This is a genomic window from Cohnella hashimotonis (assembly GCF_030014955.1).
GTDB classification, from domain to species: Bacteria; Bacillota; Bacilli; order Paenibacillales; family Paenibacillaceae; genus Cohnella; species Cohnella hashimotonis.
Genome location: NZ_JAGRPV010000001.1, coordinates 3575248 through 3597905 on the forward strand (window position 1 = coordinate 3575248; position 22658 = coordinate 3597905).

Here is a 22658-nt window from a genome sequence, read left to right on the forward strand (position 1 = left end):
CCTGCATCTACGAAAGAGCGAGGACCGCCAAGCGGTCCTTGAAGTCACTCTTCCGGATGAAATACTTTGACAGCCTTGAGCCGGCGGCCCGGCATGTCCGACTCGAACAGGCCCAGAAAAGCGCCGTCCTCGCGGTATAGACGCCACAAGCCGTCTTGATCCGGCACCGGCGAGAGCAGCTCGAACGGAATCGCCTTGCCCTGTCTCGCATTCGATGCGGCCAGCGACCCGCCGGTCGCGCGCGGGAAAGGAACGAGGCTGTCGGCCGGAACGAGCCGTTCTTCAAGGTCGCCGCTCTCCCGCAGACGGGCGATCTCTTCGAGCGTCAGGCTGGCTTCAGGCGCAAGTCCCGCGCTTTCCATCCGCTTGAGAACCGCCATCGCCGCCGGCACGCCGAGCTTGCGGCCGATATCGACGCAAAGCGTGCGGATGTAGGTGCCCTTCGAGCAGCGGACCGAAAAAGAAGCCTCGGGGCTCGGAATACCGGTCTTGATCTCCCCGATTCGAATCTCATGAATCGTCACCGGGCGCGCCGGGCGTTCGATCGTGACGCCCTCCCGGGCGAGCTCGTAGAGCCGCTTGCCGTCGACCTTCAACGCGGATACCATCGGCGGCACCTGCATGATATCGCCGACAAAAGAGAGAATCGTCTCCCTGATCCCGGCTTCCGACAATCCGCCGGCATCGCAGGTTTCGAGCACCTCTCCCGTCAGATCCTCGGTATCGGTCGCGATGCCGAAGCGGATCGTCGCTTCATAAGTCTTGGGGAGCTCCTGCAGGTATTCGACCATCCGCGTCGCTCTGCCGATGCAGATCGGCAGCACGCCGGTCACGGCCGGGTCGAGCGTCCCGGTGTGGCCGATACGCTTGACGCCAAGAATGCGTCGGGCTTTGGCGACGACGTCGTGCGAGGTCCACCCCGCCGGCTTCCATACCGCCAGCACGCCTTCGAAGCTATGCGTTTTGGCTTGCGTCATGCGATTCCAACGCCTTTCCTACCGCTTCCGTCATTTGTCCGATCGCGTCCTCGAGCGCCGCCTCAACCCTGCAGCCGGCCGCGCGCACGTGACCGCCGCCCCCGAACTGCTGGGATACGGCCGCAACGTCGACCTTGCCCGCCGATCGCAGGCTGACCTTGACGGCGTTTTCCGCATTTTGCTTGAACAGGATGCCCACCTCTACGCCTTCGACATTGCGTGGGAAGTTTACGATGCCTTCGAGGTCTTCGTTCTTGGCGCCGGTGTCTGTCATATCCTCAGGCGTCACCCAAAGCCAGGCGATGCGCTTGTCCGCGCTGAACGTCAGGCGGGACAACGCCCGCTGAAGAACGAGCATCTGCTGAAGCGTCATCCGCTCAAGCAGCAGCTCGGCCAGCATCGGACCGTCCACGCCCAGATCGATCAGGCGGGAAGCGATCGCAAGCACGTTCGGCGTCGTATTGCTGTAACGGAAGCCGCCCGTATCGGTGAGCATGCCCGTATAGATCGCCGTGGCCGCGTCCTTGTCCAAGGCTATGCCTGCGCGTTCTATCAATTCGAACAAAATCTCGGCCGTCGCGGCGGCGTCCGAGCGCAGCAAATTAACAAGGCCAAAACCATTGTTGGTCGGATGATGATCGATGTTCAGCATCTCGAAGTTGTCTTCGAAACGCTCCGTCGCATTGCCGACCCGGCTGAAATCCGCGCAGTCGACAGCGATGACATGACGATAGGCGCGCCCGGCTGCGCCGGACGCGTTCGTCTCGATCTGACCGCTCCCGATCAGGTAATGAAGTCGTTCGGGAACGGGACCTTCATTGTACATGGCGTAGCTTTTGCCCAACTTGCCCAGCAGCCAGGCGACGGCCACCGTGGAGCTGATGGCGTCGCCGTCGGGCTGGACGTGCGAGACGACGAGGAAGTCGTCCCGCTCCCGGATAAAGTCGACTGCGGCGTCGAGCTGCGCGGTCCAGGCGTTCATGAAGGCTGGTTTCCTTTGTTGATGTCCGCCAGAAGCGCCTCGATACGGCTGCCGTATGCGATCGAGCTGTCGAAACGGAACTCGATCTCCGGCGTATGACGCAGCCGCATGCGGTTGCCGAGCTCCGAACGGAGGAACCCTTTGGCCTTGGCCAGCGCATGCAGCGTCGCTTCTTTTTGTTCGTCGTTGCCCAAAATGCTTAGATACACGCGAGCCTGGGACAGATCCCCCGTCACGTCGACTCCCGTCACCGTGATAAAGCCGATGCGCGGATCCTTCAACTCGGTCTGGATCAGCGAGCTGATCTCTTTCTTGATCTGTTCGCCGACACGGCCGACGCGGAATTTAGCCACTGTCCATCCCCTCTTCCCTGCTTCATGCGCGGATTAGCGCTCGACGGACTCCATGATGAACGCCTCGAGAACGTCGCCGATCTGAAGATCGTTGAACTTGTCGAGCGTAATGCCGCATTCATAGCCTTCCGAAACTTCCTTCGCGTCATCCTTGAAACGCTTGAGGGAATCGATCTTGCCTTCGAAGGCGACCACGCCGCCGCGTACGAGACGCACTTCGGCGTTGCGGGCGACCTTGCCGTCCGTGACCATGCAGCCGGCGATCGTGCCGACCTTGCTGACCTTGAACGTCTCGCGGACTTCGGCATGGCCGATGACCTTCTCCTTGAACACCGGATCGAGCATGCCCTTCATCGCCTGCTCGATCTCCTCGATCACCTTGTAGATGATGCGGTGCAGACGCAGGTCGACCTTCTCCTGCTCGGCGGCCTGCGCGGCGCGCGGTTCAGGACGAACGTTGAAGCCGATAATGATCGCGGCCGATGCGAGCGCAAGCGATACGTCCGATTCGGTGATCGCGCCGACGCCGCTGTGGATCGTCTTGACGCGTACGCCTTCGACCTCGATCTTCTCGAGAGAGCCCTTAAGCGCTTCGAGCGAGCCTTGGACGTCGGCCTTCAGGATGACGTTCAGATCCTTGATCTCGCCTTCCTTGATCTTGCTGAACAGATCCTCGAGCGTAACCTTCTGGTTAGAACGCATCGATTCCTGACGCGTCTTGATCGAGCGCTTGTCGGCGATCTCCCGCGCCTTGCGCTCGTCCTCGAACACCATGAACGGATCGCCTGCTTGCGGCACTTCCGTCAGGCCGGTAATCTCGACAGGCGTCGAAGGTCCGGCTTCCTTAACCCGGCGTCCGCGGTCGTTGGTCATCGCGCGGATGCGGCCGAAGCAGTCGCCCGCGACGAACGCGTCGCCGACCTTGAGCGTACCGTTCTGAACGAGGATACGGGCGATCGGCCCCTTGCCCTTGTCGAGCTCGGCTTCGATGACCGTGCCGCGCGCCCGCTTGTCGGGATTGGCCTTGTAGTCGTTCACTTCGGACACCAGCAGGATCATCTCGAGCAAGCCGTCGAGGTTGAGTCGCTGCTTGGCGGACAGTTCGACGAAGATCGTGTCGCCGCCCCAAGCTTCTTGGACGAGACCGTACTCGGTCAGCTCCTGCTTGACCTTATCGGGATTCGCGCCGGGCTTGTCGATCTTGTTGACCGCCACGATGATCGGCACGTTCGCCGCCTTCGCGTGGTTGATCGCTTCGACCGTCTGCGGCATGACGCCGTCGTCGGCCGCGACGACCAGAATCGTAATATCGGTAACCTGGGCGCCTCGCGCACGCATCGTCGTAAACGCTTCGTGACCCGGCGTATCCAGAAACGTAATCTTTTTGCCGTGCACTTCGACCTGGTATGCGCCGATATGCTGGGTGATGCCGCCGGCTTCGCCGCTCGCGACCTGCGTCTCGCGGATCGCGTCAAGCAGCGTCGTCTTGCCGTGGTCGACGTGGCCCATGATCGTAACGACAGCCGGACGCGTGATCAGATCGGCCTCTTCGTCCGTTTCCTCGATCGTCTCGAAGTTGGTGTCTTCGACTGCGATCTTGACCTCAGTCTCGACGCCGAACTCGCCTGCGATGAGCAGGATCGTATCCATGTCGAGATCCTGGTTGATCGTCGCCATGACGCCCATCATGAACAGCTTCTTGATGACCTCGGAAGCGTCCTTATGGAGCAGCTTAGCCATATCGCCTACAGTCATCTCGCCGCGGATAATGATTTTCTTCGGCGTATTGTCGATCTTCTCGCGCGGAGGCATGTTGCTGCGGCCTCTGGCGTTCTTGCCGCCTTTGCCCTTGCGGGGACCGCCGCGCCCGGACTCTTCAAAGCGCCGGTTGAAATCGTTGTCCTTGCGCTTGGCACCGGCAGCGCCGCCCCGGTTGAAGTCTCCGCCGCGATTGTCTCCGCCGCGGTTGTCGCTCCGCTGGCCGCCCGGACGGCTGCCGAAGCCGCCGCCTTGGCCGCCGCGTCCCGCCGCAGCCGCCGGTGCCGGTGCCGGACCTCTGCCCGCGCCGCCGCCGAAACCGCCGCCGCCAGCAGGACGGTTACCTTGATAACCGCCGCCGCCTTGACCGCCCGCAGGACGGTTGCCTTGGTAACCGCCGCCGCCTTGACCGCCCGCAGGACGGTTGCCTTGGTAACCGCCGCCGCCGCCTTGGCCGCCCGCAGGACGATTGCCCTGGTAACCGCCGCCGCCTTGGCCGCCCGCAGGACGATTGCCCTGGTAACCGCCGCCGCCTTGACCGCCCGCAGGACGGTTGCCTTGATAACCGCCGCCGCCTTGGCCGCCCGCAGGACGATTGCCTTGGTAACCGCCGCCGCCTTGACCGCCCGACGGACGGTTGCCTTGGTAGCCGCCGCCGCCTTGACCGCCTGCAGGACGATTGCCTTGATAACCGCCGCCGCCTTGGCCGCCCGCAGGACGGTTGCCTTGATAACCGCCGCCCTGGCCGCCGCCTTGGCGGTTGCCCTGATAGCCGCCGCCTTGACCGCCGCCTTGACGGTTACCCTGGTAGCCGCCGCCGCCCTGGCCGCCGCCTTGACGGTTGCCCTGGTAGCCGCCGCCCTGGCCGCTTCCTTGACCGCCGCCCTGCGGACGATCCGAGGCAGGCGCCGAAGAAGCGGTGCCGCTCGGCGCGCTAGGCTGCGATGGCGCAGCCGCTTGCGGGGCCGGCTCCGATGCTTGCGGGGCCGCTGGAGCAGGTGCGGGCGATGGCGATGGTGCCGTCGGCGCCGGCTGCGCGGGACGAGACGCGACCGAAGCCGTCTCCTCCGAGCGGCGCGCCGGCTGCTGCTGGCTGCCGCCTTGACGATTCTGACCGCCTTGGCCGCCCTGCTCGCCTGCCGGACGATTGCCGGCCGGCTTGTTTTGCGCCATCTTGGCCGCTGCATTCGCCTTGACATCGCGGAAAAACTTCTCGACGGAAGCGACCATGCCGTCTTCCATGACGCTCATATGGTTGTTGACCGGCTTGCCTACACGCTCGAGAATCTTCTGCACTTCCTTGCTGCTCATATTCAGCTGCTTGGCGTACTCGTACACCCGCAGCTTATCTTTGTTATCCGATTGTTTATTACTCAATATTCTCCACCTCCGTATGTTGAACGAAGCCCTCGCGAACGAGATTCGCGAAGCCTTGGTCCGTGACGGCGAACAGCACGCGTTCGGGCTTGCCGACGGCGCCTCCCAGGTCGTACCGGGAGTAGCCGGCAAGCAGCTCTACGCCATAGCTTGCGCATTTGTCCGCCACTTTCTTGCGCGTATTGTCGGAAGCGTCCCGGGCGATCACCACCAGCTTCGCTTCGCCCGCGCGGATGCTCTTAAGCACGGTCTCGTCACCAGAGACGAGCTTGCCCGCCCGCATGGCGAGCCCCAGGCGCGACAGCGTCTTATCGCTACTCGTCATCGCCGTCATCCAACTCCTTCGCGGCAATGAATTCGCCTTCCAGCTTTAAGAACTCTTCCTCCAGCCGATCGTAAACGTCGGGCGGCACGGGCGCCTTCAGCGCCCGCTCCAGCGCCTTCGTCTTCTTGGCCAGTTTGAAGTAAGACAGCTTGCCGCACAGATAGGCGCCCCTTCCGGGCTTTTTGCCCGTCAGATCGAGAGAAATCTCCCCCGTCGGCGACCGTACGATGCGGATGAGCTCTTTTTTAGGCATCATTTCCTGGCTCGCGATGCATTTGCGCTGCGGTATTTTCCTCGGTCTCAAGGTTCCTCGCCTCCCATGCGGACCGTCTATATGATTGCCGCTTGAATATTAATCGATCGTCACGCTGTCCTGATGCATCGCGTCGCCTTCGGTCCGCGGCCGGCCGTATTCCTGCTCCGCCTGCGTCTCGCTCTTGATATCGATCTTCCACCCGGTCAGCTTCGCCGCGAGCCGCGCGTTCTGCCCCTTGATGCCGATGGCCAGCGACAGCTGGTAATCCGGCACGATGACGCGCGCCATTTTTTCGGCTTCGAACACGATGACTTCCAGCACCTTGGACGGGCTGAGCGCATTGGCGACGTATTCCTCGACGGAATCCGACCAGCGGACGATATCGATCTTCTCGCCCTTAAGCTCGTTCACGATCGTCTGTACCCGCACGCCCTTCTGTCCGACGCAGGAGCCGATCGGATCGACTTCGTCCGCGCGCGAGTGAACGGCGATCTTGGAGCGGAAGCCCGCTTCGCGCGCGACCGAGCGGATCTCGACCGTGCCGTCGAAAATCTCTGGCACCTCGAGCTCGAATAAGCGCTTGAGCAGTCCGGGATGCGTCCGCGAGAGGATGATCTGCGGCCCTTTGCTCGTATTCTCGACCTTCGTGATATAAGACTTGACCCGGTCGCCCTGCTTGAACTTGTCGGTCGGCATGAGCTCGGTAAGCGGCAGCGCCGCCTCGACCTTGCCAAGGTCGACGTACAGGTTGCGCATGTCGATCCGCTGGATGATGCCGGTCACGATATCCTGCTCTTTGTCCACGTACGCATGGTAGATGAGTCCGCGCTCGGCTTCCCTGATGCGCTGGGTGACGACCTGCTTGGCCGTCTGCGCCGCGATCCGTCCGAAATCCCGCGGCGTCACCTCGATCTCGGCGATATCCTCGATCTGATAGTGCGGGTTGATGGAGCGGGCCGCATCGATCGCGATCTCAAGACGCGGGTCGAGCACCTCGTCGACGACCGTCTTGCGCGCGTAAACTTTGATCAGGCCGGTATTGCGGTTGATATCGACGCGTACGTTCTGCGCCGTATTGAAATTGCGTTTATAGCTGGAGATAAGTGCCGCTTCGATGGCCTCGATGAGGACATCCTTGGCGATGCCTTTGTCGCGCTCGATCTCGCCTAAGGCTTCAATAAACTCCATGCTCATAGCTGCTGCTCTCCTCCTTTCGCATATTAAAAGACGATGGCCAGCCTCGCGGAAGCCACTTTATCGTAAGGAATCTCATGGCGCTTGCGTCCGACGGTCACGGTCAGCACGCTGCCGTCGAATCCGTCCAGGCTGCCTTCGAATTCCTTGGCGCCGTCCACCGGCTCATAGGTTGTAACGAATACATGTTTGCCGACAGCAGAAGCGACGTCCTCCGCTTTCTTCAGGGGACGTTCGGCGCCCGGCGAGCTCACCTCGAGGAAGTAGGCTTCGGGGATCGGGTCGGCTTCGTCAAGCTTCCCGCTTAAATATTCGGACACGCGGCCGCAGTCATCGATATCGATGCCGCCCGCCTTGTCCACGAATACGCGCAGAAAGTAGTTGCTGCCTTCCTTGACGTATTCTACATCCACCAGCTCGAAGCCGTTCTCCTCCACGAAGGGGGCGACCAGCTGTTCGACTGCGGATTTGATCTTGGAAACGCTCAAATGACCAGACCTCCCGATTGCTTCAAATGGATATCTGCAGAATCGCACATGCAAAAGTCCCTATGCAAAACGTAAAGAGTGGGTTTCCCCACTCTTCTGCAGACAGTGATATCCACATGATTACCAGAATTAATATACCATAACCGCCAGGCCCCTTGCAATGCATTATTCAGGCAGCGGAAGCCGGCGAGGACGATCGTCCTTGCGGGCATCGGGCGCTCCGGCGCTTTAAAACAGCGCCAGCTGGTTGGATTCCGGCAGTCCGCGGAAGCAGCCCATCGTCGTCAGCAGCTCGATGATCGTCTTCGTCGCCTTGGAGCGCTGCTGGAAGTCCTCGATCGAGAGGAAGTCTCCGTCCACGCGGGAGGCCGCAATGTTGCGCGCCGCGTTCTCGCCGATGCCGGCGACTGCGGAGAACGGCGGAATCAGCGCGTCTCCGTCCACGATAAAGCGGGTGGCGTCCGACCGGTACAGGTCGAGCGGCTTGACCTTGAAGCCTCTCGCGGTCATCTCCAGCCCCATTTCGAGGATCGGAATCATGTTCTTTTCCTTCGGCAGCGCCTGGAAGCCCTTGGCCTCGATCTCCGTCATCCCCTTCAGGATCGCATCGTACCCTTGGCAGAACAGCTCGACGTCGAAGTCCGCCGCCCGTACCGAGAAGTAAGTCGCATAGTAATGAATGGGATAGTAGAGCTTGAAGAACGCGGTGCGTACGGCCGAGATGACATAGGCGGCGGCGTGCGCCTTCGGGAACATGTATTCGATCCGCAGGCAGGAGTCGATATACCATTGCGGAACGCCGCAGCGCTTCATCTCCTCGATCCATTCGGGCGTGAGCCCCTTGCCCTTACGTACGCTCTCCGTGATCTTGAAGGCCAGCGACGCGTCCATGCCCGCCTTGTAAATGAGGAACAGCATGATGTCGTCGCGACAGCCGATAACGGTCTTGATCGTGCACGTGCCGTTCTTGATGAGCTCCTGGGCGTTGCCCAGCCATACGCCGGTGCCGTGCGACAAGCCCGAGATCTGCAGCAAGTCGGCGAAGGACGAAGGCTTCGTCTCTTCGAGCATCTGGCGCACGAACCGGGTGCCCATCTCCGGAACCCCGAACGTTGCGACCTGAGACTTGATCTGGCTCGGCTGGATGCCGAGCGCTTCGACCGAGTTGAACAGGCTCATGACCTTCGGATCGTTCATCGGGATCGTCGTCGGATCGACGCCGGTCAAGTCCTGGAGCATCCGCATCATCGTCGGATCGTCGTGCCCCAGAATATCGAGCTTGAGCAGGTTGGCGTCGAAGGCGTGATAGTCGAAATGAGTCGTCTTCCACTCCGCGCTCGTATCGTCTGCCGGGTATTGAACCGGCGTAATGTCCTCGACCTCCATATAATCCGGAACGACGACGATGCCGCCCGGATGCTGCCCCGTGCTCCGCTTCACGCCCGTCACGCCCTGCGCAAGGCGGTTGAGCTCAGCGCCGCGCCAGTTCTTGCCGTGCTCCTCCTGGTATTTCTTGGCGAAGCCGAAGCCTGTCTTCTCGGCGACTGTGCCGATCGTGCCGGCCCGAAACACGCCCTTTTCCCCGAACATCTCCTTGGTGAAATTGTGCGCATGGGGCTGATATTCGCCTGAAAAGTTAAGATCGATATCAGGCACCTTGTCCCCCTTGAAGCCGAGAAACGTCTCGAACGGAATGTCCTGGCCTTCGCCGCGCATCATCGTGCCGCAATCCGGGCAAGCCTTGTCCGGCAAGTCGAAGCCGCTTGGAACGCTGCCGTCGAGGAACCACTCCTGGTGCTTGCACACGGGGTTGCGGCAAAGGTAATGCGCGGGGAGCGGATTGACCTCGGAGATGCCGAGGAACGTCGCGACGACGCTCGAGCCGACCGATCCCCGCGAGCCGACGAGATAGCCGTCCCTGTTGGACTTTTTGACGAGACGCTCGGAAATCAGATAGTTCGCCGAGAAGCCGTACTTGATGATCGGCACGAGCTCCTTTTCCAGCCGGTCGATAACGACCTGCGGGAGTTCCTCGCCGTACAGGCTGCGCGCGGTGGCATAACAAGTGTTGCGAATCTCCTCGTCGGCGCCCTCGATGTTCGGCGTGAACAGCTCGTCGGGGAACAGCTTGATGTCCTCAAAACGTTCGGCTAGCGCGTTCGTATTGGCGACGACCACCTCAGCCGCCTTGTCCTTGCCCAGAAAGGCGAAGGCGTCGAGCATCTCCGGGGTCGTCCGGAAATGCGCGTCCGGCTTGCGCTGGTCCTTGAGCGGGCTGAAGCCCGTGATGCCGTGGATCGTGATGTCGCGGTACAGCTTGTCCCTCGGTTCCAGATAATGCGTATTGCCGGTCGCGATGACGGGTTTGCCTAGCCGCTCGCCGATGGCGACGACCCTGCGCAGCGCCTGTTCGAGCTCCGCCCTGCTGCCGACAAGCCCCTTGTCGAGCAGATGCATGTAAAAATCGAGCGGCTGAATCTCGAGAATGTCGTAAAATTCCGCGACCTCCGCCGCTTCCTCCTCCGACTTGTTCAGCACCGCCTCGAAAAATTCGCCCTTTTCGCAGCCGGAAATGATGAGCAGCCCTTCCCGGTGTTCGATCAGCTTGCTTCTCGGAATGCAGGCGACACGATGAAAATAGTCGGTATGAGAAAGCGAGATGAGCTTGTACAGGTTCTTTTTGCCGGCCGCGTTCAGCATGTAAATGCAGCAGTGGAACGGGCGCGTCGTCTTCCAGCTGTTCTCGTTCACTTCGTTGAGTCTGGCCATCCGCGTAATGCCTCGGGTCTGCGCATCCTTGAGCAGACCTTCCAGCACGCCGGCCAGGGCGATCGTATCGTCGATGGCGCGGTGATGGTTTTCGAGACTGACCTTATACAGATTCGACAATGTATTTAACCGGTGGTTTTTCATCGTCGGATGCAAATAACGCGCCAGCTCCAGCGTATCGAGCACCGGGTTGCCCGGCTGCGGCAGTCCCAGGCGCTTGCAGTTGTGCTGGATAAAGCCGATATCGAAACGGGCGTTATGCGCCACGAGCACGGCGTCGCCGACGAAATCGAGAAACTCGGCCAGCTTCGGCTCGAGCTCCGGCGCGCCCGCCACCATCTCGTCCGTGATGCTGGTCAACTGCTGAATGTTGTACGGGATCGGCTCGTGCGGATCGATAAAAGTGGAGAAGCGTCCGATCTCGCGGCCCCCCGACACCTTGACGCCCGCAAGCTCTATGATCTTGTTCGCCGTGACGGACAGCCCCGTTGTCTCGATGTCGAACACGACAAACGTCTCTTCGGCGAGCACGGTGTCGCGAGCGTTCAGAACGATGTCGACCGCGTCGTTAACGACGTTGGCCTCGACGCCGTAAATCATCTTGATGCCGTTTTTCTTAGCGGCCTTCGCGGCTTCTGGGAAGCACTGCACGTTCGCGTGGTCGGTAACCGCAATCGCCTTGTGACCCCACTTGGCGGCCGTCTTGATATAGGCGTCGACAGGCGTGATCGCATCCATCGTGCTCATGGACGTGTGCAGGTGGAACTCGACGCGCTTGTCGCTCGCTTCGTCCCTGCGCGCCTTCGGACCGTTGATTTCCTTAAGGTCGCTCGGCATCATGACGAGCTCGGGCGGATTGAGGAACCGGTCGTATTCGACGCGTCCGCGCAGCTTCACCCATTTGCCGTTGGAAAGGAGGTTCAGCATTTTGACGTCTTCCTTCGTCTTGCCGAACATCTTGACGGTGAGCGAATCGGTATAGTCGGTCACATGAAACAGGTAAAGCGTATTGCCGTTGCGAAGCTCTTTGACTTCCAATCCGAACACGACGCCTTGAACCGTCGCTTTCTTTTCTTCCTCTTGGATGTTGGCAATCGGCACGGCGTCATCCTTGATCTCGTAGCCGTGCTGCAGCGACTGCGGCGCTGCGCCGCCCGTGTCTTCCGGCGGCTCCTCCTCGGGCAAGCTCTCCATCAGCTTGCGGACGTGCAGCCGCTCCTCCTCGAGCTGCCGCTGCATGAACGCCTCCACGGCCTCCTGCTGCTTTTCCCCCACGGCCAGCTTGATCCGGCAGGCGCGGCCGAACCGCTCCTCGAAAAACTTGGCCGCATACGTGTCGACCGTCTTCTTGCGCGCCATCTCCAGGCTCGCCTCGTTCAGCATGAACAGGGTGAGCAGCTCGCCTTCCGCCTCGGGCCTTGCCTTGCCCAGCCAGCCGTTGACAGAAGCGAATTCGCTCTGCATCCATTCGACGAACAGCGGCCAATAATGCAGCAGAAGCTCGCTCGTGGCGATCGTCTCCCCGTGAAGCAGGCACATCTCAATCTGCGCGAGATGGCCGAGCTTGTCCCTCACGCGGCTGTGAAATCCGGCATAGACGGGCGGCGGCAGCAGCGATTCCTTGACGAAGTGAAACCGCCAGCTGCGATTCGCCTTGCTTACTTCGACTCTTTCTATGTAACCGTCGCGGAAATGGGCGTCGATCCAATCGCCCGGAATCTCCGCTTGCGCCAGCAGCAGTTCGAATTTTTTCCTCTGATCGGGCTTCGGCAACATAATCGAAAGATTCATCCCTTTCAACAACAAAAGCCCCCGACCGCACTTGCGCGAGGCGAGCGCCTGCGGCAGGTTAAAGTCGGGAAGCTTTCTGTTCTCGTACTTGTTCTATTATTCTACCTGATAGACTTTGCGGCAGCAATAGTCAAAGAACGACATTCGGGGGACGATCAGGAACGGCTCGCGCTAGCATCCGGGGACATCGGTGCGCCGTCCGCGCCGAGACTGCTCTCCGCGGCTTCCAGAAAGCGAACGATCGCCAGCGTCTCTTCGAGCGGGACCGGCGCGATACCCGTGTCGAAAAAGGAAACCGCATCCGCGATCAGCCTGGCGTAATGGAATTTAAAATCGGGATCGAGCGCAAGCGTCTTCGCTTCCGCCCCGATCCGGACTTCGGCTTCGTAGACATAACCCGCCTCGGGGCGTCTGCAGATGGCCGTGCCGGTCCGGCCGTCCGCCCATGTGCCGACGATACGGTCGAATTCTTTTCGACGCTCGGTTCGTACGGACAGGCAGTCCGGTCCGAGAATGGCGAACAGCATCTCGGCCAGATGAATGCCGTACCAATAATAGACCGACTGCGTCGGCTCGATCTGCAGCGGACCGCTGACGGTAGCTTCAAGTATTGGCTCGAGTGTCGGCTCAATTGCGATCGTGTCCCGCTTCATGGCGCCTTGCACGGCATAGCGAAGGGCCGAAACGCTGAAAATCGGCGTCTCATAAGCGTTTGCAAGGGCCTCGATCTCGGCGGCGTCCCGTCCGGATATCGCCAGCGGCTTGTCGATAAAAACAGGCTTGCCGTAAGGCGCGATGCGCCCGAACAGCTGCGTACGCGCCCGGCCGTCGATCGACAGCAGCATGAGCGCATCGCAGGACGCCGCGACCTCCTCCGGCGAGTCTGCCCGGCGAATGCCGTGTTCGGTCTCGAGCCGTCCCATGATCGTCTCGACGCGCGACGCACTGAGCGGAAAATCAGGCGAGCCGCCCGGCCATGCTGTAGTGATGCGGTAACCGGGCACGTGCAGCGGGTCAGCCGGATCGTTCAGCAACTCGCTAAAGGAAATGGCATGAGAGGAATCGGTGCCGATGAGTCCGACCGTACGAAACTTCACGCGTGCCCGCCTCCTTCCGCCGGTGAGCCGGCCGACAACGGGCCTTCTTCCAGCCTTCTCGCCGCGATGCCGGCAAGCAGCGCCGCGCCGAGCGGCAGGCAGGCTTCGTTCAGCTCGAAGCGGGGATGGTGCAGGCCGAACGCGTACTCGGCATTTTCCGACGGACCCGAGCCGAGCCAGAAAAAGCAGCCGGGTACATGCTTCAAATATTCGGAAAAGTCCTCGCCTGCGAGCGTTGGAGCCGCCTCCAGCCTTCTGCCCGGTCCGGCGACCGCGTCGATTGCCTCCGCGACCTTGCGGGCCGCTTCGGGATGGTTAATCAGCACCTGCGTCTGGCGGATATATGTCAGGCTCGCGCTGCAGCGATAGCTGTCCGCGATCCGCGTCACGATCCGCTCGATGCCGGCGGGCAAGCGCTCCCGCACGTCGGGATCGAACGCCCGGACGGTACCCGTCATGCGGCAGGCCGACGGAATGACATTGTTGGCGTCGCCCGCGTGAATGCTGCCGATCGTCACGACGACCGGATCGAACGGCGACGTCTCCCGCGAGACCAGGCTCTGAAGCGACATGACGATCGCGCCGGCGCAAAGAATCGGATCGATACCCTGATCGGGGATGGCGCCGTGCGCGCCTTTGCCTTCGACCAGGATATCGATGCGGTCGACCGAGCCCATCAGCGGTCCGGGACGAACCGATGCGAAGCCGGCGGACAGCGTCGGGAGGTTGTGCAAGCCGTAAATCTCGTCGACGCCGTCCAGCACGCCTTCGCGAATCATCGCCTTGGCGCCTTCGTTGATCTCTTCGGCGGACTGAAAAATGAGTCTGACCGTGCCCTTCAGCGTCGATCGCGTCTGGACGAGCAGCTCGGCCGCGCCGAGCAGCATCGCCGTGTGCGCGTCATGCCCGCAGGCATGCATCGCGCCGGGGCGCTCGGAGGCGAACGGCAACCCCGTCTCTTCGACGATCGGGAGCGCGTCCATGTCTGCGCGGAGCGCGACGACCGGACCCGCGGCATCGCCGACGATGTCCGCTACGACGCCGTGACCGCCGAACGCCGTGCGGCAAGACAATCCGAGCCGGGTCAGCCGCTCGGCAACGAGACGCGCGGTCTCCCGTTCCTCGAAGCTGAGCTCGGGAAACCGGTGCAGCTGCCGCCTGACGGCGGTCAGCTCGTCTGCGAGCAGCGCCGCCTTGTCTTTCCATGAGACGATCGCGCTCATGAACGCCCGCCTTTCTTGCGCAGGTCGCTAAGAATCGCTTTGCCCGTGGGCGTCTGGGCGAGGCCGCCCTTCGCCGTCTCGCGATGCGCTTCGGGCATGGCGGCTCCGATATCCTTCATGACGCCGATCACCTCGTCCGACGGAATTACGCTGCGGACGCCGGCAAGCGCCATATCTGCCGCCGCCAGCGCGGTCACCGCGCCGAAGCCGTTGCGCACGATGCAGGGAATCTCGACGAGTCCGCCGACGGGGTCGCAGATAAGTCCGAGCGAATTTTTAAGCGCGAGTCCGACCGCATGGACAGCCTGCTCCGGTGTGCCGCCGCGCAGCTCCGTCAGCGCGCCTGCAGCCATGCCGACCGCCGATCCGACCTCGGCCTGACAGCCGCCCTCCGCGCCGGAAATGAACGACCGGTTCGCGATGACGTAGCCGATCGCGCCTGCCGCGAACAAGGCTTCAACCATCTTGTCGTCGGTCCAGCCGAACCGCTCCTGCGTGCTCACGAAAACGCCCGGAATGATTCCGCACGAGCCTGCGGTCGGCGTGGCGATAATTCGGCCCATCGAGGCGTTGACCTCGGAGACGCCGAGCGCATAGGCGAGCGCAGCGCTCGCTTCGCCGCCAAGCGCCGTCCCGCCTAGCGCCCGGTATTCCATCACCCGCTTCGCGTCTCCGCCCGTAAGGCCGCTGCGCGACTTCGTCTCCTCCGTCGTGCCCTTGCGCACCGCTTCCTTCATGATCTGATAGTAGCTGGCCATCTGACCGACGACCGTTTCCTCCGTTTGATCCGATTCCCGGACCTGTTCCTCGATCATATAGCGGCCGATCGTCATATCCGCTTCCCGGCATTGCGCCGACAGCTCCGCTAGCGTGGCAAATCTCATTCTTGCCCCTCCTCCTCGTTCAGATGGATCAAGCGGACCCGCTCGACTTGCGGCAGCGCCTGCAGCTCGCGCCTCACCTCGGCAGACACCGCCTGATCCATCTCCATGACGGTGAGCGCGCGGCCGCTTCTGCTCTGACGATCGACGTCCATTGCCCGGATATTCAGATTGGCGCGCCCGACGATCAGCGCCATCGCGGCGACGGTCCCCGCCATGTCCTGATGATTGACGAGCAGCGTCGGACAGTCCGCGCCGAACTTCACGTCGAATCCGTCTACGCCGACGATCTCGACGTTGCCGCCGCCGATCGAGCAGCCGACCATCGTCAGTGCCCGTTCTCCCTTGCGCAGCTCGAACCGAACCGTATTGGGATGGCCGCCGGGCCGGAGCTCGGTGCCGAATCGCAGCTCCATGCCAGCCGCTTCGGCCAGCGCGATCGAGTCCCGGATTCGTTCGTCGTCGGGCGCGCAGCCGAGCAATCCGGCCGTCACGGCCAGGTCGGTGCCGTGACCCATGTACGTTTCCGCGAACGAACCCGAGAAGATGATGTCCGCTTCGTCCGGCTGCCCGCCGAGCGCCTGGCGCGCCGTCAGCCCGAGTCTCGCGGCGCCCGCCGTATGCGAGCTGGAGGGGCCGATCATGCTGGGTCCCATGATGGAAAAGACGTCTTTAAATCGCATGTCCGCCCCTCTCCCTTCGCTTTATCGATCGACCGGTTAACGCTCCTGCAGCCATTCTTCGAGATGTGTCGCGACGAACGCGTCGTCGTTGAGATCCGGATACTGCGCGTACACGCGGTCGATCTCCCCGGATTGACCCGGCGACAGCTCTTCGTGCGGATTAAGGCACCAGGTTCCCTCCAGCAAGCCTTGGCGTCGCAGCACCTCGTGGATGCCCGGGATGCAGCCTGCGAACTGGTGCGAAGGATCGAAGAAAGCGGCATTGGAATCCGTCACCTGGATATTGCGAACGAGCCATTCCTTTGCAATCGACGGCTCTCGTCTGGCCGTCTTGATCTCTTCGAGAAGCGCGACCGCCTTCTGCGTCCATACCGCCCAGTGGCCCAGCAGACCGCCGACGACCTGCTTCTCGACGGCCCGGCCGTCGATGGTAAAGCGAAAGGTCGTGAACAGGTCCACGACGATATTGTCGTCGTTGCCGGTGTAGAGCGCGATCTCGTCCTTGCGTTCCGAATGGCAGACGGCGCGGGCTACGTCAAGCGTCTGGTAACGGTTGAACGGCGCCATCTTGATCGCGACCACGTTCGGAATGTCGGCGAAGGCACGCCAGAATTCGTACGTGAATATTCTTCCCCCGACCGAAGGCTGCAGGTAAAATCCGATGACCGGCATGACTGCCGCGACCTGCCTCGTCCGCTCGAGCAGCGCTTCCTCGGTCAATTGCCCGAGTCCGCCCATGCTGAGCAGCACCGCGTCGTAGCCCAGCTTAAGGGCGATCGCCGTCTCGCTCAGCGCCTGCTCCGCCGGTCCGCACACGCCCGCAACCTTGATGAACGGACGGGAAGGCGCCGCCTTGTCGACCTCCTCGGCGGCCATGCGAAGCACGGTCTCATACAGGTCATGCTCGGGATCGCGAATCTCGAACTGGGTGGAGTGAACGCCGACGGCGACGCCGCCCGCGCCTGAAGCGACGTAATAACGGGTGAGCGCCCGCTGCCGCCGCTCGTCAAGCTTGCGGTTCGCGTCCAGCGCAAGCGGGTGTGCCGGAATAACGAGGCCGTCCTGCAGCGCCGCGTTCAGCGCATCCGACAAGTATACGGTCGCCATCAGAATTTCCCCTTTCGTTCCTGGAAGTGGGTCGGCTTGTTCCATGTCGCGCCGCCTTGCAGCACCCATTCCGCCGTCCAGTCGATCAGTTGCAGCAGCGATACGCTCGGATAGCCGAACAGCTGATGGGACTTCGACGCATTGTTCAGCAGCGCGGTCTCGGATTCCTTGCCTTCGAAAATCGCTTCCTTGCCAAGCCGTTTGGACAGCTGGCCTGCCGCCCACCGTACGGACATCGTCTCCGGTCCCGTTACGTTCAGGATCGCCGGCGGGCTCGAAGCGATCGCCAGACTCCGCAGCGCCATCGCGTTGGCGTCGCCCTGCCAGATGACGTTGGCGTAGCCGGTCGTCAGATCGATCGGACGCTCCTCGCGGATTGCGCGCGCCAGCTCCAGCAATACGCCGTAACGGAGATCGATCGCGTAGTTCAGTCTGAACATCGTCATCGGCGTGCCGTTTTTGTGCGAGTGATATTCGAAAATCCGTTCTCTGCCCAGCGTCGATTGGGCGTACTCGCCCAGCGGCTCCGGCGCGATGGATTCATCCGCCCCGCCCCCGCCGACCGGCATGAACGGATAAATGTTGCCCGAAGAAAAGACGACGATGCGCGAATCTTTATATTTTTCGGCTACCCGTCCCGGCAAATACGCATTCATCGCCCAGGTGAAATGCTCGCGGCCCGTCGTGCCGAATTTGTTGCCCGCCATATAAATGACATTCGTGGCGTTCGGCAGCGCCTTCAGCGCCTCGTCGTCGAGCAGCTCGCAAGAGATCGTCTCGACGCCTGCGGATTCCAGCTCTTCGCGGGTCTCGCTGCTGCTGAAACGAGATACGCCGATGACACGTTTGTTAAGTCCGCCGGCACGTACGGCATTAGCCGCGAGCCTGGCCAGGCTCGGGCCCATTTTGCCGCCGACGCCGAGCACGACGATGTCTCCGTCGATCGCCGACAGCTGCTTGACAAGCGCCTCCGACGGTTCGGCTAGCTTTGCTTCCAGTTGTTCTATCGTATGCATGAGACCAGTCTCCTCTCGACTTGTACCTGATTCCATCATACGTGCGAATGCTATATAAAGACAGGTCCATTTATCGTCTTTAAATTTGCATAGAAGATCTGCGTATTGAAGCAGACCAGCGCCCCTTATAAATAGTGATCCGCCAGGAAGGAAAAACGGAAAACTTGGCGCGGCCTGCCCTTCGGCATTTTTTCCATGCCGGCAATGCCGACGAGTCCCGCATCCGCCCACTGCAGCAGCAGCCGATGCGCGCTGCGCACCGTCACATTCAGCATCGCCGCAAGCTCGTGCACCTGATAATCGTATTTGCCGTGCCGGGACATATAAGCGAGCAGCTTGCTCAAATAAGCGCCCGTCATCCCCGCCTCCTCCGCGCGCCGCAGCAGCTCGGGATCGAGCGGCGCCGTGATCGACGACACCGGGTCCGCCATTTCCAGCGGTCCGATCAGCGTGCGATCCTCACGCACGATAAAACAGGCGTTGCCTCCGGCGGCGACCGACTTGCGAAGCGCGCTTCGCGCATTTGATCCTGCCTCGCTGGCCGTTGCGCCGAAGCCGATGCCGATGCTGAGCGAGAGACCGTAGGACAAATTGGCGTCCTTCGCGAGCGGGATCGTCTTGTAACCGCCCGTCTCGCGCTCGAAAATGCCCCGCGTTGTGAAGAACAAATACTCGTCTCCGCCGACAGGCGTCAAATAACCGTCCAGCGATTCAACATAGTCGAGCACCATCCGGTGTATGTCCAGCTTAAGCTTTTGAATCTCGTGCTCGCTCGCGCTCCGCTGTACGAGCTTGCCGAATTCGTCGACCGTGACCATGCCTACGACGATCTGCGACTCCTTGCCTCTTCGCGATTCGGTCGACAGCAGCGCGCGTTCCAGCGTGACGATAATATCGTCGTCGGACGGCAGCAGCCGCGCATGCGGAATGTTGAGCCCCGATAGCTCTTCCGCGACCCGCTCCACGCCGGTGAAAGCAAATACGCTGGCTTGCGATGCGGCGACTTTGCGATGGTGTGCGACGAGCTTGTCCGGCGAGGCATAGGACGGACCGTCATAGACGGCGACCGCGAGCTCTTCAAGCGCCAGATCCCGCAGCGTGCGCATGACCATCGCCTTGGTGAGCGAATCGACGGACAGGACGGTGTCCGGTCCGAGCCGACCTGCTCGCTGCGCCTCGAACAACGCCTTGTAAAGACCCGCCCCGGTCAGCGGGACATGGTGCACCGGCACGGCAACCGGCCTTTTTTCCTTTAGCAGTCGCTGCGGCGCGGGTCCGGACATCAGCAGCGCCTCCACTTCGGTCTCGAGGGCGGCCGCGGTATCGGGCGCATCCTGCTCCTGCCCGACGATACGGACGACGGGCTCAAAAGATGGGAACGCATTCAAAACTCTTAATATGCGGGAAACGGCGGCCTCCGTCCCTACGATTCCGATCTTGATTTGCATGCGGTATTCCTCCTGTGAAAAAGACCCCCGAAGCCGGCGCTGTCGGGAGTCTTCTTGTTTAAGGCTGTCGATTTACTCTTGTCCACGCAGTCGCTATTAGTAAGCTCTAGCGAATACGACCGTATGCGCGGCAGGCTTGCCGCAGCAAAGGCAAACGCTCTTGGTCGTCTGCGGCTCGAACGGGATATTGCGGCTCGTCGCGCCGGTCTCTTCCTTCACCTTGCTCTCGCAAGCGTCGTCGCCGCACCAGCCGGCATACGCGAAGCCCCGCTTCTCTTCGAAAGCGGCCTTGAGCTGGTCGAGCGTCTCGACGTCGAACAGATGCGACTCGCGGAATTCAAGCGCCCGCTCGTACATCTGCGCGTGCACTTCCTCGAGCATCTCCGCTACGGATGCCGCCAGATTGTCGAGCGGCACCTGCTTCTTCTCGCCCGTCACGCGAGATACGAGCACGCATACGCCGTTCTCCAAATCGCGCGGACCGAGCTCGAGGCGAATCGGGATTCCGCGCATCTCGTATTCGTTGAACTTCCAGCCCGGCGACACGTCGGAGCGGTCGTCTACGCGTACGCGGATGCCGGCGGCCTTCAACTGCGCGAACAGCTCGTCCGTCTTGGCGATGACCGTCTCGCGCGTCTTGGGCGGTCCGATCGGAATCATGATGACCTGCGTCGGCGCGACCTTAGGCGGCAATACGAGACCGCGGTCGTCGCCGTGAACCATGATCAGCGCGCCGATCAAGCGCGTGCTGACGCCCCAGGAGGTCGTATGGCAGTACTCCTGGGTGTTCTCGCGGCTCAAATACTTGATGTCGAACGCGACGGCGAACTTGGTGCCAAGATAATGCGAGGTGCCTGCCTGTACGGCGCGCCCATCCTTCATCATCGCTTCGATGGAATACGTGTCGACGGCGCCGGCGAAACGCTCGGAAGGCGTCTTCTGCCCCTTGATGACCGGAATCGCCAGCACGCTCTCCACGAAGTCCGTGTACACGTCCAGCATTTGCATCGTCTCGCGGCGGGCATCCGCCTCATCCTCGTGCGCCGTATGTCCTTCCTGCCACAGAAATTCGCTCGTCCGCAAAAACGGCATCGTGCGCTTTTCCCAGCGGAATACGTTCGCCCATTGGTTGATGAGCAGCGGCAAATCGCGGTAGGAATTGATCCACTTGGCGTACATATGTCCGAACATCGTCTCAGACGTAGGACGTACGGCCAGTCTCTCCTCCAGAATCTCGCCGCCCGCCTCCGTCACCATCGGCAGCTCGGGATTAAATCCCTCGACATGCTCTTTTTCCTTCTGAAAAAAGCTCTCCGGAATCAGCAGCGGGAAATAGGCGTTGCGGTGGCCCGTCTCCTTGAAGCGGCGGTCCAGGTCGCGCTGGATATTCTCCCACAGCTCGTAGCCCTCCGGACGGAAAACGATACACCCGCGCACCGGCGAATAATCCATAAGCTCGGCTTTTTTGATGACGTCGATATACCAGCGGCTGAAGTCCTCCGCCTGCGGCGTTATTTCCGTTACGAACCCTTTATCCTTGGACATAAGCTCCCCTACCCTTGAAAACGTCTATAATTCAGCCTTTGACCAACCTGATAATATCGTTGTAAGTGACGACGACCATCAGCAGCATCAGCGCCGCGAAGCCGATAAAGTGAACAAGGCTCTCGCGGTTCGGATCGACCGGGCGGCCGCGGATCGCCTCGATGCCGATGAACAGCAGGCGGCTTCCGTCGAGCGCCGGGATCGGCAGCAGATTGAAGATGCCCAGGTACAGGCTTAAAATCGCGCCCCACCAGGTCAGCTGCGTCACGCCCTGCTTGGCGATCTCAACGGTCACCTGCGCCGTTCCGACCGGTCCGTTGAGCTCTTCAAGCTTGACCTCGCCGAAAATGATCTTGCGGAAGCCGTCGAAAATTTTCTTCGTGCTGTCCACCATCGCATGACCTGCGAGCGAGAAGGTCTCTCCAAAGCCCGGATGCCGCATTTCCGGCGCCATTACGATGCCGACCTTGCCCGTGCTCGCGCTCGGCGTCACCGTTATTTTCACTTGTTGACCGTCCCGGTCCACGATCCAATTCATCGGCTTGCCCGCGCTGCCCGTGATCGCCTGGGACAGCTTCTGGCTGTCTCCTTCGACAGCGACGCCGTTAACGGAAACGACCAGGTCGCCCTTCTGCAGCCCGGCCGCCTTCGCCGCGCCGTCGGCAGTCACTTCATTGATGAAAATCTTCGTATTCGGCTCGACCGCTACGCCGTACGATTGAAAAAAGACGGCGAACAGCACGAACGCCAAAATAAAGTTCATCAGCGGGCCGGCGAATATGGTCATCGCCTTCTTGCCTGCCGAAGCGCTGCCGAACTGGCGGTCCAGCGGCGCGATCTGCGTGTCTCTGCCCTTCGCGACGATGAGCGCCTGCGGGTGGACGTCGTACCGCTGCACGTCTCCGTCCACGTCCAGCGTCAGATACAGGTGGCGCTCGAGATCGATCGCCGTGACTTCCCCGCGCAAGATTTGCGTCCGCTCGTCAAGCCGATCCAAATAAATGCGCGTCACCTTGTCGTCCTTGATCCGGACGCCTACCGTATGCCCCGCCTGCACCTCGACGACCTCGGGATCCTCTCCCGCCATTCGCACGAAACCGCCGATCGGCAGCAGCCGCAGCGTGAACCGGCTCTCTCCGCGCTTGATCGAGAACAGCTTCGGGCCGAACCCGATCGCAAACTCCCGCACCAGCACGCCGGCCCGCTTGGCAAAATAAAAGTGTCCGAACTCATGAATCGAGACGAGCACAAAAAAGACGAGAACCGTTAGAAAAACAACCTGTACCATTTCCATGCAAGTTACCCTCCGTCCGCCCTAACGGCTGTCCTTAGATTAACATTATTCGCCGAGGCGATACAAGAGAATACGGGTCTTGCGAAAGGTCGGT

At 61.4% G+C, this 22658-nt stretch carries 18 protein-coding genes; all 18 read right to left on the reverse strand.

The features are described from left to right. Nucleotides 1–44 precede the first annotated feature (44 nt). Nucleotides 45–977 carry a tRNA pseudouridine(55) synthase TruB gene (gene truB / locus KB449_RS14410; RefSeq protein WP_282909045.1) on the reverse strand — a complete coding sequence of 311 codons (933 nt, stop codon included), beginning with the start codon at nt 975–977 and terminating at the stop codon, nt 45–47. Continuing rightward, nucleotides 955–1959, reverse strand: a complete 1005-nt coding sequence (locus tag KB449_RS14415) for a DHH family phosphoesterase (protein WP_282909046.1) — start codon at nt 1957–1959, stop codon at nt 955–957. The genes truB and KB449_RS14415 overlap by 23 nt, the downstream gene beginning before the upstream one ends. Beyond that, on the reverse strand, nt 1956–2312 hold the full coding sequence (gene rbfA, locus KB449_RS14420; RefSeq protein ID WP_217595968.1) for a 30S ribosome-binding factor RbfA: 357 nt from the start codon (nt 2310–2312) through the stop codon (nt 1956–1958). The genes KB449_RS14415 and rbfA overlap by 4 nt, the downstream gene beginning before the upstream one ends. A gap of 33 nt (nt 2313–2345) precedes the next feature. Next, nucleotides 2346–5447, reverse strand: a complete 3102-nt coding sequence (gene infB, locus KB449_RS14425) for a translation initiation factor IF-2 (RefSeq protein ID WP_282909047.1) — start codon at nt 5445–5447, stop codon at nt 2346–2348. Next, on the reverse strand, nt 5440–5772 hold the full coding sequence (locus KB449_RS14430; RefSeq protein WP_282909048.1) for a L7Ae/L30e/S12e/Gadd45 family ribosomal protein: 333 nt from the start codon (nt 5770–5772) through the stop codon (nt 5440–5442). The genes infB and KB449_RS14430 overlap by 8 nt, the downstream gene beginning before the upstream one ends. Continuing rightward, nucleotides 5762–6076, reverse strand: a complete 315-nt coding sequence (rnpM, locus tag KB449_RS14435) for an RNase P modulator RnpM (protein WP_282909049.1) — start codon at nt 6074–6076, stop codon at nt 5762–5764. The genes KB449_RS14430 and rnpM overlap by 11 nt, the downstream gene beginning before the upstream one ends. A 48-nt stretch (nt 6077–6124) precedes the next feature. Further along, nucleotides 6125–7222: a transcription termination factor NusA gene (nusA, locus tag KB449_RS14440; RefSeq protein ID WP_277567345.1), complete on the reverse strand. Its 1098-nt coding sequence runs from the start codon at nt 7220–7222 to the stop codon at nt 6125–6127. Nucleotides 7223–7248: 26 nt separating this feature from the next. Next, on the reverse strand, nt 7249–7710 hold the full coding sequence (rimP, locus tag KB449_RS14445) for a ribosome maturation factor RimP (RefSeq protein ID WP_090117341.1): 462 nt from the start codon (nt 7708–7710) through the stop codon (nt 7249–7251). A 228-nt stretch (nt 7711–7938) separates the two neighbouring features. Continuing rightward, nucleotides 7939–12255 (reverse strand): PolC-type DNA polymerase III, encoded by a 4317-nt coding sequence (locus KB449_RS14450; protein WP_282909050.1) that lies wholly within the window; start codon nt 12253–12255, stop codon nt 7939–7941. A 170-nt stretch (nt 12256–12425) separates the two neighbouring features. Further along, the gene (locus KB449_RS14455) at nt 12426–13367 is read right to left on the reverse strand and encodes a Gfo/Idh/MocA family oxidoreductase (protein ID WP_282909051.1); all 942 of its coding nucleotides are present in this window, start codon (nt 13365–13367) and stop codon (nt 12426–12428) included. Then, nucleotides 13364–14590: a M20 metallopeptidase family protein gene (locus KB449_RS14460; protein WP_282909052.1), complete on the reverse strand. Its 1227-nt coding sequence runs from the start codon at nt 14588–14590 to the stop codon at nt 13364–13366. The genes KB449_RS14455 and KB449_RS14460 overlap by 4 nt, the downstream gene beginning before the upstream one ends. Beyond that, nucleotides 14587–15474, reverse strand: coding sequence for an L-serine ammonia-lyase, iron-sulfur-dependent, subunit alpha (sdaAA, locus tag KB449_RS14465; protein ID WP_282909053.1), 888 nt, complete (start codon nt 15472–15474; stop codon nt 14587–14589). The genes KB449_RS14460 and sdaAA overlap by 4 nt, the downstream gene beginning before the upstream one ends. After that, complete coding sequence (gene sdaAB, locus KB449_RS14470) at nt 15471–16154, reverse strand: L-serine ammonia-lyase, iron-sulfur-dependent subunit beta (protein ID WP_282909054.1); 684 nt, start codon at nt 16152–16154, stop codon at nt 15471–15473. The genes sdaAA and sdaAB overlap by 4 nt, the downstream gene beginning before the upstream one ends. A 36-nt stretch (nt 16155–16190) precedes the next feature. Next, nucleotides 16191–17261, reverse strand: coding sequence for a dihydrodipicolinate synthase family protein (locus tag KB449_RS14475; RefSeq protein WP_282909055.1), 1071 nt, complete (start codon nt 17259–17261; stop codon nt 16191–16193). Beyond that, nucleotides 17261–18277: an NAD-dependent epimerase/dehydratase family protein gene (locus KB449_RS14480; protein ID WP_282909056.1), complete on the reverse strand. Its 1017-nt coding sequence runs from the start codon at nt 18275–18277 to the stop codon at nt 17261–17263. The genes KB449_RS14475 and KB449_RS14480 overlap by 1 nt, the downstream gene beginning before the upstream one ends. Before the next feature lie 125 nt (nt 18278–18402). After that, nucleotides 18403–19725 (reverse strand): hypothetical protein, encoded by a 1323-nt coding sequence (locus tag KB449_RS14485; RefSeq protein ID WP_282909057.1) that lies wholly within the window; start codon nt 19723–19725, stop codon nt 18403–18405. 96 nt (nt 19726–19821) lie between these two features. Beyond that, on the reverse strand, nt 19822–21270 hold the full coding sequence (gene proS / locus KB449_RS14490) for a proline--tRNA ligase (protein WP_282909058.1): 1449 nt from the start codon (nt 21268–21270) through the stop codon (nt 19822–19824). Nucleotides 21271–21301: 31 nt separating this feature from the next. Continuing rightward, nucleotides 21302–22564, reverse strand: a complete 1263-nt coding sequence (gene rseP / locus KB449_RS14495; protein ID WP_282909059.1) for an RIP metalloprotease RseP — start codon at nt 22562–22564, stop codon at nt 21302–21304. Nucleotides 22565–22658 lie beyond the last annotated feature (94 nt).

What these genes read in the sequence shown, in the direction of transcription:
- sdaAA (WP_282909053.1), bottom strand. Translation starts at nt 15,474, where the DNA reads ATGAGATTTGCCACGCTAGCGGAGCTGTCGGCGCAATGCCGGGAAGCG.
- KB449_RS14475 (WP_282909055.1), bottom strand. Translation starts at nt 17,261, where the DNA reads ATGGCGACCGTATACTTGTCGGATGCGCTGAACGCGGCGCTGCAGGAC.
- truB (WP_282909045.1), bottom strand. Translation starts at nt 977, where the DNA reads ATGACGCAAGCCAAAACGCATAGCTTCGAAGGCGTGCTGGCGGTATGG.
- KB449_RS14460 (WP_282909052.1), bottom strand. Translation starts at nt 14,590, where the DNA reads ATGAGCGCGATCGTCTCATGGAAAGACAAGGCGGCGCTGCTCGCAGAC.
- KB449_RS14430 (WP_282909048.1), bottom strand. Translation starts at nt 5,772, where the DNA reads ATGACGAGTAGCGATAAGACGCTGTCGCGCCTGGGGCTCGCCATGCGG.
- KB449_RS14415 (WP_282909046.1), bottom strand. Translation starts at nt 1,959, where the DNA reads ATGAACGCCTGGACCGCGCAGCTCGACGCCGCAGTCGACTTTATCCGG.
- nusA (WP_277567345.1), bottom strand. Translation starts at nt 7,222, where the DNA reads ATGAGCATGGAGTTTATTGAAGCCTTAGGCGAGATCGAGCGCGACAAA.
- KB449_RS14450 (WP_282909050.1), bottom strand. Translation starts at nt 12,255, where the DNA reads ATGTTGCCGAAGCCCGATCAGAGGAAAAAATTCGAACTGCTGCTGGCG.
- KB449_RS14485 (WP_282909057.1), bottom strand. Translation starts at nt 19,725, where the DNA reads ATGCAAATCAAGATCGGAATCGTAGGGACGGAGGCCGCCGTTTCCCGC.
- sdaAB (WP_282909054.1), bottom strand. Translation starts at nt 16,154, where the DNA reads ATGCGATTTAAAGACGTCTTTTCCATCATGGGACCCAGCATGATCGGC.
- rseP (WP_282909059.1), bottom strand. Translation starts at nt 22,564, where the DNA reads ATGGAAATGGTACAGGTTGTTTTTCTAACGGTTCTCGTCTTTTTTGTG.
- KB449_RS14480 (WP_282909056.1), bottom strand. Translation starts at nt 18,277, where the DNA reads ATGCATACGATAGAACAACTGGAAGCAAAGCTAGCCGAACCGTCGGAG.
- proS (WP_282909058.1), bottom strand. Translation starts at nt 21,270, where the DNA reads ATGTCCAAGGATAAAGGGTTCGTAACGGAAATAACGCCGCAGGCGGAG.